This window comes from Labilibaculum sp. (assembly GCF_963664555.1).
Lineage (GTDB): Bacteria > Bacteroidota > Bacteroidia > Bacteroidales > Marinifilaceae > Labilibaculum.
In genome coordinates this window covers 3,762,695-3,775,057 of the sequence record NZ_OY761461.1, presented here as the reverse complement: position 1 = coordinate 3,775,057, position 12,363 = coordinate 3,762,695, and the positions used below count along the sequence as shown (strand labels likewise).

The 12,363-nt window shown below is 37.8% G+C and carries 8 protein-coding genes; 6 read left to right on the top strand and 2 right to left on the bottom strand.

Annotation, left to right across the window (positions count from 1 at the left end; genetic code table 11):
- The first annotated feature begins 2 nt into the window (after positions 1-2).
- Both ACKU4N_RS14915 and ACKU4N_RS14910 read left to right on the top strand, forming a co-directional pair.
- Positions 3-2,390, top strand: coding sequence for a GumC family protein (locus ACKU4N_RS14915; RefSeq protein WP_321317634.1), 2,388 nt, complete (start codon positions 3-5; stop codon positions 2,388-2,390).
- 115 nt (positions 2,391-2,505) lie between these two features.
- The gene (locus ACKU4N_RS14910; RefSeq protein ID WP_321317632.1) at positions 2,506-2,916 is read left to right on the top strand and encodes a BT0820 family HAD-type phosphatase; all 411 of its coding nucleotides are present in this window, start codon (positions 2,506-2,508) and stop codon (positions 2,914-2,916) included.
- 135 nt (positions 2,917-3,051) lie between these two features.
- Here the strand turns inward: ACKU4N_RS14910 and ACKU4N_RS14905 are convergent, their stop codons facing one another.
- A complete protein-coding gene (locus ACKU4N_RS14905; RefSeq protein WP_321317630.1) occupies positions 3,052-4,356 on the bottom strand; it encodes a DEAD/DEAH box helicase in 1,305 nt (434 codons plus the stop codon).
- A 194-nt stretch (positions 4,357-4,550) separates the two neighbouring features.
- Here ACKU4N_RS14905 and ACKU4N_RS14900 point away from each other — a divergent pair, with 194 nt between their 5' ends.
- The 4 genes from ACKU4N_RS14900 to ACKU4N_RS14885 all read left to right on the top strand — a co-directional run bounded on the left by ACKU4N_RS14900 (position 4,551) and on the right by ACKU4N_RS14885 (position 10,067).
- Positions 4,551-5,987: a site-specific DNA-methyltransferase gene (locus ACKU4N_RS14900; RefSeq protein ID WP_321317627.1), complete on the top strand. Its 1,437-nt coding sequence runs from the start codon at positions 4,551-4,553 to the stop codon at positions 5,985-5,987.
- Positions 5,988-6,239: 252 nt separating this feature from the next.
- A complete protein-coding gene (tdh, locus tag ACKU4N_RS14895) occupies positions 6,240-7,262 on the top strand; it encodes an L-threonine 3-dehydrogenase (protein WP_407937250.1) in 1,023 nt (340 codons plus the stop codon).
- Between the two features lie 222 nt (positions 7,263-7,484).
- Complete coding sequence (locus tag ACKU4N_RS14890) at positions 7,485-8,885, top strand: MFS transporter (protein ID WP_321317623.1); 1,401 nt, start codon at positions 7,485-7,487, stop codon at positions 8,883-8,885.
- 9 nt (positions 8,886-8,894) lie between these two features.
- Complete coding sequence (locus tag ACKU4N_RS14885; protein ID WP_321317621.1) at positions 8,895-10,067, top strand: 2Fe-2S iron-sulfur cluster-binding protein; 1,173 nt, start codon at positions 8,895-8,897, stop codon at positions 10,065-10,067.
- 48 nt (positions 10,068-10,115) lie between these two features.
- On the opposite strand, the gene yccS is transcribed toward ACKU4N_RS14885, so the two are convergent.
- Positions 10,116-12,260, bottom strand: a complete 2,145-nt coding sequence (gene yccS, locus ACKU4N_RS14880) for a YccS family putative transporter (protein WP_321317619.1) — start codon at positions 12,258-12,260, stop codon at positions 10,116-10,118.
- Positions 12,261-12,363: the final 103 nt, after the last annotated feature.

Genomic DNA, 12,363 nt, shown 5'->3' with positions numbered 1-12,363 from the left:
CAATGAAATATATAGATGAAGTAATGGATTATTTTGATCAAAAAGATAGTCCGGATGTGAAGGAATTTCTATATCGACTGCTATCGCAATGGAAGATGTTTGCGGTATGCGGAGCCTTGGGGATATTGTTGGCTTATTTTATTAGTAAGTACTCGAATCCTGTTTACATGATGAGGAGTTCTCTCCTAATTCATGTTGATGCAGGGGAAACCAGCGCTCAAAGTATGTTTGAAGGTTATAAAATTCAGGACAAAGCAAACATACAAAATCATTTAGAAATTCTAAAATCATATACCATTAACCGGAAGGCAATGAGAAACTTGGGTTGGAATCAATCCTGGTATAAAAAGCAGTTGTTTTCCGATAGAGGTTTGTATAGACATGAACCATTCGAAGTTCAGCAAATGGACGGAGATAATATATGCAGCTTACCGATTTCGATTGTTCAGATTGATAAGAAATCTTACAAGATTAAAGTAGATGGGAAAGCGGATTATAAAGGAGATGAAGTACATGTTAAATTTGACAAGACCGCTTTTTTCGATCGGCCATTTAAGAACAATTACTTTCATTTTATAATTAAGCCTAAAAAAGAGGAAATTGATAAAAATGAAAATTATTTTTTCGTTTTCAACAATTTGGATGCGCTTACTCTCGCGTATATGGAGAGTATGACTATTAGCGTAGCTGAGAAAAAGGCTGAACTGATTCATCTTCGGATTGATAATTCGGAACCCGAAAGAGGAGTTGATTATTTAAATGAATTGAATTGGGTTTACATTCAATTTGGTTTGATTGAAAAAAATAAGAAATCTGAAAGTACAGTGCGCTTTATTGATTCTCAGTTAGAGGGAATCGTGGATTCTCTTCAAATGGCAGGCCAGAGTTTTAGCAATTTCAGATCAAAAAACAGAATTGTTGATTTGGGGCAGGAGGCTGGCGTAATTGTAGCAAAAGTGGAGGATCTTGAAAGTCAGTTGTCCAAGGCTCAAATTACTTTGGATTACTATAAAAATCTGTTGCGTAATTTAGGCGATGTCAATCAAATGAAACAAGTAATAGCTCCTTCTATAACCGGGATTACAGATCCATCATTAGATGCGTTAGTGGCCAAATTGACTGATTTGTATGGAAAACGGGAAGTGCTTTCTTATAGTGTTCAGGAGAAAAATCCAAGTCTGGTTATCCTGAATAAGGAAATTCAGTTGATTCAGCAAAGTTTAGAGGAAAATCTTCAAAGCATGGTGGCTAACTCTCGAATCGAAGTGCAGAGTTTAAGCGCAAGAATGGAAACCGTTAGAGAGCAATTGGCCCGAATGCCAAAGCACGAGCAAAAACTGGTTAGTATGAAAAGGAACTTCGATTTAAACAACGAACTTTATACTTTTCTACTGAAAAAACGAGCAGAAGCTGCTATTGCCAAGGCATCTAATGTGTCCGATTCGCAAATAATCGATCCGGCAAGATTGGCGACTATCGTCAAAATTAAACCCAAAACAGCAATTAATTTACTAATAGGCATGTTTTTGGGGATTGGTCTTCCTTTTTTAATCATTATTCTAAAAGAATTCTTTAATGATAATATCCAGAACAAAGAAGAAATCATGAAGAAGACACAACTTCCTATTTTGGGGACTATTGCTCATAATAAATACAGCGAAGCAGTTCCTGTGTTTTATCATCCCCGATCGGCTATATCTGAGTCTTTTAGAACCTTGCGGACAAATCTAACTTATGTACTGCCCAATAATCCGACTAAAATTATTGGAATTCATTCAACCATACCCGAAGAAGGAAAATCATTTGCGGCGGTTAATTTGGCAAGCATTGTTGCCATGAATAACAAGAAGGTTTTATTGATTGGTGCAGATTTGCGAAAGCCAAAAATAGAATCCGCTTTTAATTTGGATAATGCGCTTGGTTTAAGCACCTATTTAATCAGTCTTAGCAAATGCAGTGAGATCATTCAGAAAACACACATCACAAATCTTCACTGTGTAACCTCCGGACCGGTTCCTCCCAATCCGGCTGAGTTACTCGAAAATGGCAGATTTGAGCAATTGTTATGCGAAGTGGAAGGGAAATACGATTATATATTTATCGACAATGCGCCTCTTTCCATGGTTACGGATGGAATCATCACGGGTAAATTTGCAGATGCTAATTTATTTGTTCTCCGACGGGGATTCAGTCATCGGGAACAGATTAATTTTGTGAATCAGTTGGTAGTAAAAGGCACTTTATCAAATGTTTCCTTGGTATTAAATGATGTTGCCATGAATGGATATCAAGGCAAATCATCCAGAAACTTAAGTGGTAATGGTTACTATTATGAAGACAGTTCGCCGGGAATCGTTAGGCGGTTGTGGGAAAAGGTCTCCAGTAATTAAAAGAGTATCTTTAAATGGTCTGAATTAAATTCAGACCATTTTTGTTTGTTATTCATTGAGAAAGAATGAAATAAATCTATATTTTTATAATATATTGTTACTTAACTCTTTTTATATGATTATTGCAGTAGATTTTGACGGCACAATTGTACAACACAAATACCCTGAAATAGGGAATGAGATTCCTTTTGCTATTGAAAGTCTGATGGCTTTGCAGAAGGAAGGTCATCAAATTATTTTATGGACGTACAGAACGGAAGAAAATCTCTTTGAAGCGGTTGATTTTTGCGAAAAAAGAGGCTTGGAATTCTATGCTGTGAACAGCAATTATCCTGAAGAGGAATTTGATGACACCATCAGTCGCAAAATTTATGCTGATTTATACATTGATGACCGCAATTTTGGTGGATTACCGGAATGGGAACACATATTCAGAAGTATTTCCACACAAAATTCAGTTTTGGTTAAAGAATCCAAAACAAAAAAAATGTTCATTCGTCTGCTCGATAAAATTTTTGGTGATTAATGATTCTTCGTCAGCTAATTTAACTTTCTAAAAGTCATATTAGCGAACGACGAATGTTTGGTTGCTGATTTCTTTTCCCATTGAAGAACGGGTTAATGTTTCTCTTTATTCAAAGTGTCAATAATCAAATTCAGATTAATAGGAAACCTGAATTTTAACTTTCTTCTTTTTAATGAGTTCGTTTTTAAGTTTCCGGGCCAATTTTTCTCCCATTCCTCTTTTTACAGCAACGAATGATGAGTGATCGAGAACATCAATTTTCCCCAATTCCTCTTTTTTCAGATTTCCTACCTTACAAAAGAATCCAACCAAGTCAATTTTATTTATTTTCTCTTTTTTTCCCAAACAAATGTAAAGAGTTTCCCATTCTGGTTCTGCTGGTAATGGTTGATCTGCCAGTTCAAGAATATCAATGTCTTCAGGGATAAATTCTGGCGGTGTTTCGTCCTGAGCCAGCACCAGGTAGGAAGTTCCTTCTGCATTCATTCTGGCTGTTCGTCCGTTTCTATGTGTAAATGCTTCTTCTACTCTTGGCAGTTGGTAGTGAATCACATTTTTAATTTCAGGAATATCCAATCCTCTCGAAGCAAGATCGGTAACAATTAGCAGGTAATGACTTCCATTACGAAATTTTAGAAGAGCTCTCTCCCGATCATCCTGTTCCAATCCGCCATGAAAAACATCACACTGAATTCCTTCATTTAAAAAATGTTTTCCAATTCGTTCCACAGCATCACGGTGATTACAGAAAACCAGGCTTGGCTGATTTCCCAAATGACAAACCAATTGAAAAAGAGTTGCCAATTTGTCTTTTTCTACAGATATTACTTTCTTTTGATTCAAAGCAATTGGTTTCGCATTGGGAATAAAGTCCAGTTCGATGAGTGAATTAAGTCTGGTAAACTCCGGAATATCTATATTATTAGTGGCAGAAGTCAGCACCTTTTTAATTTTAGACGGCAGAGCTAGTGTAACTTCCTTCATTTCTTTCTGAAAGCCTAATTCAAGAGATTTATCAAACTCATCTAATATTAGAGTTTTAATATTTCTACAATCAAAATTTCCTCTTCGAATATGATCTGCAATTCTTCCTGGAGTACCGATAAGTACAGCTGGTGGTGTTTTTAAATTATTTTTTTCGGTTGACATTGGATGCCCGCCGTAGCAGCAATTCACTTTAAAATCAGTCCCCATACTTTTAAAAACACTCTCTATTTGCAAAGAAAGTTCTCGTGCAGGAGTCAAAATCAGGGTCTGAACAGCATCAATTTTAGCATCCAGTTCAGCAAGCATTGGTAACAGAAAAGCTAAAGTTTTTCCCGACCCTGTTGGGGATACCAAAAGCAGATCGCTGTTTTTGGTATAGGCTTTTGCGCATTCTTTTTGCATCTCGTTCAATTCCTGAATCGATAGCTTCTCTAAAATTTTTTTATTATTCATATTTTTTGCTTGCATGGCGCAAAGATAACAAAAACTAGATGGCGGAAAGTTGGGAACATCGAATAGTTGGAAATAACTTTCAAACGTGTATTATTTAGTGCTTTTTTTGCAGGAAATCAAGATTCGGAATTTTTATTCAAGACTGAAAAGTTGTAGGTTTGTGAAACAAATCACATTACTTCAGACTTGTTATTATGCAAGGAAAAAACCTACTCTCTTTTTATCAGAAACAAAAGAAAATAAAAGAGCTGAAAAGCCTTCTCCCGGAAGTTTTTGCAGAAGATCAATTAGATATTCAGAAGCTTAAAATTTATTTGGAAGCCGATCAGTTTGTGGATGAATCGAACTATGGTTTAGGCTGGTTTGGAAAAGAAAAGGCCGCATCACAAGTCAGTGAAGAAAGTACCGGTAAACTGGTTCTAGACAAATCAAAATCAATTCAGCCAAATAAAACAAAAAATCAGTTTATAGAAGGTGATAATTTAGAAGCCTTGCGCTTATTGCAGAAAGAATATACGGGGAAAATAAAGTTGGTTTATATCGATCCGCCGTACAATACGGGTAATGATTTTGGTTATAATGATCGCTTTAAAATCCGTTCGAATCAGTATTTGGAATTTCTGAATGGTTCTGGAATTGAACGGGTTGATTCCTGCCTTAAAAATCAGATTGAAAGTGGGGAAGTTCACACCAATTGGTTAAACATGATTTATCCGCGACTGGTTTTATCGAGGCAGCTGTTAACCAACAATGGTGCAATAGCCATTTCTATTGATGAAAGTGAAAAGGCCAACGTACAACTGATTTGCAATGAGGTTTTTGGAGAAAATAATTTTGTGGGTTGTTTCATATGGATCAATCGATCGAACTCCAATACCTCGGGCAATTTATTTGCCGCAAATCATGAATATATTTTGTTGTATGCCAAATGTTCAAGTGAATTAAAATTGAAAGGGGAACTCAAGGATTTATCCAATTATTCAAATCCTGATTTCGACCCAAATGGAGATTGGACTCCTGATAATCCCTCAGCGGCAAGTGGCAATTCCAATTCCCGTTTTGCAATTACAAATCCATATACAAATGAAGAATATTTACCGCCTGCTGGCCGATATTGGGCTTTTTCGAAACAGCGCGTTGCAGAATGGTTCGATTCAGGAAAGTTGATCTTTCCCAAAGAAGAAGGCAAGCGCTTTTTATTAAAAAAGTACAAGTCGGAGCTGAAGAGTATTTTCAATCCCATTTCATCGATTATAACCGATATTCCTACTAGTAAAGGAACTCGGGAATTGAAAGAATTATATCCCGAAGGCTTGCCCTTTAAATATCCAAAACCAACTGATTTACTGCTTACGATATTAAAGCAATTAAGCGAAGATGAGGATTTGATTTTAGATCTTTTTGCCGGCTCGGCGTCAATGCCTCATGCTATTTTCAAATTAAACGAAAAGCAGTCATCTAAACGCCGTTTTATTTGTGTTCAGAATACCGAAGCGGTAAAGGAGGATTCGGATGCTGGCAGAATGGGTTTTTCTACCATCTCAGATCTGGCGGGAGATCGAATAGTAAGAGCCGGAAAGTTGTATCCTACAATTGATACAGGGTTCCGATTTTATAGAATTGAGGAATAAAACAAAGAGAGTAATGCCGGTATATTTTTGAAATTCAAACCGCTTTCATTCTTCATTGGGCTTGCTCCGATATCGTTATACAGAAAGCTTTTACTGAAGTGATACGGATCGGGATATTTTTACAAAATGGATATTGAAAATCTAATTTAGTTTTTATACTTTCGAGATAGATTAATCAAATATACAACAAGCATATTTGCAGAGATTTAAATACTTACACAACAACAATATAACAAAACGACAATGACTAAAATGAAGGCTCTTGTAAAGTCCAAAGCAGAAAAAGGCTTGTGGATGGAAGAAGTTGATGTTCCTAAAGTAGGAGTAAACGATGTTCTTGTAAAAATTAGAAAAACAGCTATTTGCGGTACCGATCTTCACATTTATAAATGGGATGAATGGGCACAGAATACCATTAAACCGGGAATGATTATAGGGCACGAGTATGTTGGAGAGGTAGCTGAAATTGGAGCCGGTGTTACTGGTTTTAAAATTGGCGATCGTGTAACAGGCGAAGGGCATATTGCATGCGGACATTGCAGAAATTGTAGACGTGGACGTAAACATGTGTGTGAAAACACTGTTGGGATCGGTGTAAACATAGATGGTATTTTTGCCGAATACGCAGCCATTCCTTCATCAAATCTGATGAAAATGAGTAATAAGATTAGTGATGAGCTTTTGGCGATCATGGATCCATTTGGAAATGCAACACACACCACCCTTTCGTGGCCAATAATAGGAGAAGATGTATTGGTTACAGGTGCTGGATTAATTGGAAGTATGTGTGTGGCAATTGCAAAATTTGCAGGTGCAAGATATGTTGTGGCAACAGAAACGAATCCTTACAGAATAGAGTTGGCCAAGAAAATGGGGGCCGATCGTGTTATTAATCCTTTAACAGAGAGTCTTGACGACGCAATTAAGGAATTGGGAATGATTGGATTTGATATAGGATTGGAGTGTTCAGGTGCACCAGCGGCTTTTGGCGATATGGTTTCGCATATGTACAACTCAGGTAAGATTTCTTTATTGGGTATTTTGCCTGCGCAAACAAAGGTGAATTGGAACGATATCATTTTTAAAGGACTTCAGTTAAAAGGAATTTACGGACGTGAAATGTACGAAACGTGGTACCAGATGGAGCAGATGTTGATGAGCGGATTGGATTTGTCTCCAATGATTTCTCACCGATTTAAAGCTTCTGAATTCCAAAAAGGATTCGATATCATGGAAGAAGGAAATTGTGGGAAAGTGATTCTCGATTGGGAATAATTTTTCATTAAAATCAAGTGTAAAGCTCAGGGGTTGCCTGGGCTTTTTTTTTGCGCGTAAATTTATCTGTATGAGAACGAAAATATAGTTTGAACACTCTTTCAGCTTCATCAAAAATTAAGGTCGGGTTTTCCCTACTTGATATATCCATGAAGTAAATCTATTTTTAGGCTTTTAACTGACAGGGCATAATTTTAAGATATTTTTAACGAAAAAAACATCATGAATAGTGAAGAGAAAACGATAAAAGAGCGCTTTTCCAGAGCCTTTTGGGTAGCCAACTCTGTTGAGTTGTTGGAAAGAGCTGCATATTATGGAGTATTCATTGTTATAACCATTTATTTATCAAGGATACTAAGCTTTTCTGATGTGGAAGCAGCCTTAATTTCAGGTTTGTTTTCAGGAGGATTGTATTTACTGCCAACTTTTAGCGGTGCTTTAGCCGATAAAATGGGTTTTAAAAATGCCTTGTTACTGGCATTTTCCCTTTTGAGTATAGGTTACGCAGGCCTGGCCGTTTTTCCAACATTATTGGAATCGGCAGGATTGGTTGAATATTCTAAAATTACCGTATTTACCGGATTAGAGCATAGTTCTCATAAATGGTTTATTATTCCAATTATTGTTCTGATAATGATTGGAGGATCTTTTATTAAATCAGTAATAACAGGAACTGTAGCAAAGGAAACAACAGTAGCTAATCGTGCCAGAGGATTTTCTATTTTCTATACCATGGTGAATATTGGTGCTTTTTCTGGAAAAACCATTGTGAAACCATTGCGTGAAGCAATGGGGAATGAGGGCCTAATTACCTTAAATTATTTCTCGGCTGGAGCAACTTTGCTGGGATTAGTAGCTGTGTATTTCTTTTTCAAGACCACTCGTCACGAAGGAGAAGGCAAGAGCATGACGGAAATTTGGCATGCTTTGTTAAAAGTACTTTCGAATGGCCGGTTGGTTGCTTTGATTTTGATTGTCACCGGATTTTGGATGGTGCAGCATCAACTGTATGCTACCATGCCTAAGTATGTGTTGCGTATGGCAGGAGAGGGAGCATCGCCATCGTGGTATGCCAATGTAAATCCATTAATTGTTTTTCTTTTTGTAGGATTAATTACTCAGTTGATGAGAAAGAAAACCGCTTTATTTTCAATGACCGTTGGTATGTTTATTATGCCTGTGTCGGCCTTGTGTATGGCCGCAGGAAATTTGTTGGAGGTTGAATCGATTGATTTAGGGATTTTTAGTCTGCATCCGGTTGCTTTTATGATGATTATTGGTATTGTATTTCAAGGTTTTGCAGAATCATTTATTTCTCCACGATTTTTAGAATATTTCTCCTTGCAAGCACCCAAGGGGGAAGAGGGGATGTATCTTGGCTTTAGCCATCTGCATTCATTCATCTCCTCTATTTTAGGATTTGGTCTGTCCGGATTTTTGTTGTCGAAATACTGTCCGGATCCAAAATTATTTACAGATCATGCGGTATGGGAGCAAGCTTCGGCTCATGCTCATTACATTTGGTACTATTTTGTTGCCATTGCTGCAACTTCAGCTGTTGCCCTTATTGTTTACGGACGAATTACAAGAAAATTGGACGCTGAAAATGAATTAGCAGCCTAAGTTTTTACGATGATAAAATACAGAGCCACCTTTTATAAGATGGTTTTTTTATGGGATAAATTGCTGAAATCTCCGTATTTTAAGAAAAAAACAATAGAAAGCTGGAAAATTATGGAACAGGAATTTTACCGCATACTCATAGCTGCAATTCACAAGCCTATAAAAGAAGCTGTAACATTAAGCTTTCAAATACCCGATGAGCTGTTATCGGTTTTTAAGTTTTATCCGGGACAACACCTTTGTTTTCGGTTTGTTGTAAATGGAGTGGAAGAGCGAAGAATGTATTCGCTGCACAATTCTCCATATGTAAAAGCTTTGTATCAGGTAACAGTAAAGATTCAGAAAGACGGATTGATTTCCAATTACATGGCGAACAATTTAAAAGCAGGAGATATTTTAGAAGTATCTGTTCCTCAAGGGGATTTTATGGTGAAACCAGATGAGAAGGCGGGCAAGAACTATTATTTTTTTGCAGCTGGAAGTGGAATCACACCCATTTATTCGATGCTTACATCCATAATGCTGGCCGAACCAAACAGTAAAGCGTTTTTGCTTTACGGAAATAGGAGTGTGCCCGGGATTTTGTTTGGCAGTGAATTATTGGAGTGGCAGGCAAAATATCCTGAGCGATTGAAAATTACCCAAACTCTTTCGAAACGATTTTTAGATTTTTCCATCACCCCCTGGAATGGAAAACGTGGCCGGATAAATGAGGAGTTGGTGAAAACCTTTCTCTATGAAAATCGATCAGATGCCGAAAAATCAGAATACTATATTTGTGGACCAGATGGAATGAATCAAATGGTTCAGGATGTGCTTATTGATATGGGAGTTTCATCAAAGGACATTCACTTCGAGTATTTTTCAACTCAGCACATTGAGTACGAAGAGGGCCTGACAGCAGTGAAGAATGCCCTGGTGGATGCAAGAATCAGGAATGAAAATTATCAGGTCCGTTTAGCGGAAGACGAAACCATTTTGGAAGGATTGAAACGAATTGGCGCGCCTGCTCCCTATTTTTGTCAGGGCGGTATTTGCGGTACCTGCAAAGCTCATCTGATTGAAGGGGAGGTGAAAATGAAAACAACAATGGCTTTAAGTGACGAAGATTTGAAGAACAATAGAATCCTAACCTGTCAATCGTTGGTGCAGACTGCCAGGTTGAAAATTGAATTTAAATAATATGGAGAGGTGATTTTGTGCCAAAACAGCACAAAACTCACCTTTAATTTACTCTTCAAATATTTTTGATGCTTCCTCTAACAACTGCTCTGTAACTTCAGCAATATTGTATAGTAAAACCAATTTCTGACGTTCTGTCCCCCGCTCAATTTCGATGATTTTGTGTCCCAAATCATCAATAAATTTTTTAAGACTTTGGGTTGGATTGCAGGCTTCCAGCTTTTGCATACCTGTAACAGCTTTGCCAAGTTCAGTTTCTACATTTCTAAACATTTCCCATTGATCATCGCCAATGTAATTTTTTGTGTCACGGTGCGATCCTAAGGCTGATAAATAGGAAAGCAATGCATGATTGAGATACGTTAAGGCAAAGGCGTGTTTTTGAAACTTCTGGTGCTTTTTGGGTTCCAGTTTCATTCCCCGCCACGATAACGCAAGTGCATTATCGGCCTGATGAGCACGATACCTTGCAATTCGATAATTTAAATCATCTTCATTCGATTCTTTGTATTCCTGTAAAATGAAAGTGAAATAGTTTCGGTTTTTTTCCAGGGCGGTTGAAAGTAAATTGGGAAGACGTTTGTATTGCCAATCGGGCCACATAAAACGAACGACAAGTATTGCCAAAATGGCTCCAATAATTGTATCCATTACTCTTGCTCCCATAACAACAATCCCTTTTCCTGCAATCAGATTAAAAGCCGCTATTACAAAAATGGTTACAAATACAACCGCTAAAGCATAGTTTTTTCGCAGCCATACAAAAAATGCATAAGCAGCTACCAGCAGCAAAATTACCTGTCCGGCAAGAGTAGGAAGTATTTGTACAAATAACACACCAGCTACTACGCCGCTTAAAGTGCCGACAATTCTTTGAAACAGGCGTTTTCGGGTTTCACTGTAACTAGGCTGACAAACAAATAAGCTGGTTAATAAAATCCAGTATCCTTTTTCCAGATTAAAACCCAGAATAAGAAGGTAGCCAATTAAAAAACAGGTGCTCAGGCGAATGGCATACCGAAAGCGTGGGTGCGACCAATTCAATTGTTCGCGCAGCTTTTGCCATAAACTTTTGCTGTCTCGGTCTACTTTAGGAAGCAATCCAGAATCCACATAGAAATTCATGCTTTGCAATGAAAGATGAGATTGCGTAAGGTTCTGAAGAAGTAAGCTAAGATTGGTGCTTTTTGCTGTTGGGTTTTGCTGTTTGATTTTATTTTTCATGGCCGAAATGGTCCATTTTAGCGAAACCGGATGATGATAGCTTGTTCCCATTAATAAGCTTTTCGAAACTTCATGGCACGCAAGAGATAATTGCAATAGCAACTGCCCCAGTCCTTCCAGAACTTCGAGATTATCGGGTTCATCACTTAACAGATCGTATCGTTCGTGACTTGAAGAGGCTCTTTCGTGTAAACTTTGCAAGAGTACAAATTTGTGCAGGTAAGGGCGTAGTTCATTCGGATCATCGATAGCATCGGAATAAGAGTTGAGTACATTTTTGCACCTTTCCAGCGAGTTGATGAACTGAATATTTAAGGTAGCCAACCGGCCTCGTATTTTTTCCTGCGATTTGGAATCACTTGGGAAAAGCCGCGCTTTTTCCTTCATGTACAAGCTCAGATCCTCGAATCCCTGGGCCAATTGCTCTTCCAATAGTCTGTTAGGACGGAGAACTAGTAAAATAAGAGAAAGGATTCCATAACACAAGGCACCTGCAGGCAAAAGCAAGGGTTGCCAGTACCAATTTGGTGAAATATCAGCACCTAACATAGTATAAATGGCAACGAGCAAAGCTCCGAATGTAACCCCTCTGTACCGCTCACCCAGTCCGCCCAAAACAATAAATGTAATTGTAGAACCAATTAAACCAATGCCAAACAGAATTGGGTAAGGCAGCAGTAATTCCACCGATAAACTCGATATAATAAAGCTTATCAGGGTAAGAATCAGTGTTTTCACACGTCCTTTGGGATGATCATCGGTTTCGGAAAGAGCACCGGCCAGTGCACCCAAAGCAAGGGTGAAACCCATATTTGCAGAACCGGTAACAACAAATGGAATCAGCAGAATACTCATGGCAGTTGCCGCTTTTAGTGCCAGCAATCTGTTTGGATACCTCCATAAATTCTTAATCATGAATTCATACCATCCTTTACCCTGAAATCTGTCAAGTGTCAATTTGTTCTTCATGTATCGGTTTTAATTTTTCAGATACAAAGATAACAGAAGCAAATAAGTATACTGCCCGATCGTATTAATTTAGCTTTGAAATCTGCTAAGTCCAATCAGTGTT